The organism is Mesonia sp. K4-1 (assembly GCF_008017825.1).
Classification (GTDB): domain Bacteria; phylum Bacteroidota; class Bacteroidia; order Flavobacteriales; family Flavobacteriaceae; genus Mesonia.
This window is the reverse complement of the sequence record NZ_VRLS01000077.1, coordinates 1-784: the sequence shown is the minus strand read 5'-3', so window position 1 is coordinate 784 and position 784 is coordinate 1. Positions and strand designations below refer to the sequence as shown.

The window sequence follows — 784 nt, the reverse complement described above, 5'->3', positions numbered from 1 at the left end:
GGAAGTTATTTTCCTCCTCCAGTCAAAGAAGTTGAGATACCAAAGAAAGGCGGTTCAATCCGTAAACTTGGAATACCTACTATTAGCGACAGAGTTGGGCAAATGGTGGTTAAAATGTTTGTAGAACCTAGATTAGAGGCGATTTTTAGTCCAAATTCTTACGGTTATCGCCCAAAGAGAAATGCCCATCAGGCATTATCAAAAGTTAGGGAAAACTGTTGGAAACACAACTGGGTTATTGACCTGGACATCAAAGGTTTCTTTGATAACATTGACCACAATAAACTGATGCTTGCGGTAGAGAAACACGTACCCGAAAACTGGGTCAAGTTCTATATCAAAAGATGGTTGGAAGCATCCGTTGTTACAAAGTCTGGAGAACTAATCGAAAAGCAAGGGAAAGGAACGCCGCAAGGCGGAGTAATCAGCCCATTATTGGCAAACCTTTTTCTTCATTATGCTTTTGATAAATGGTTGGAGCGAACAGATAAAAGTGTAGCTTTTTCAAGATATGCCGATGATGTAATATTACACTGTAACACAAAAACCCACGCAGATCAACTATTAAAATTAGTGCATCAAAGAATGGATTCGGTAGGATTAGAATTACATCCACAAAAGACAAAAATTGTCTATTGCCGAGACTACAAAAGAAAAGAAAAACACCCAACAGTTAAATTTGACTTTTTGGGATACTCTTTTCAGCCTAGAACTGCCTACTCTAAGAAAAAGGGTAACCTGTTTTTGGGATATGACTGCGCTATAAGTATTGATTCAAGAAAAC

1 protein-coding gene is annotated in these 784 nt (G+C 38.3%); it reads left to right on the top strand.

Annotated elements, in window-relative coordinates; all coding sequences use genetic code 11:
- A partial coding sequence (gene ltrA / locus FT986_RS11895; protein ID WP_147865243.1) for a group II intron reverse transcriptase/maturase occupies window positions 1–784 on the top strand: 784 nt, incomplete at both ends.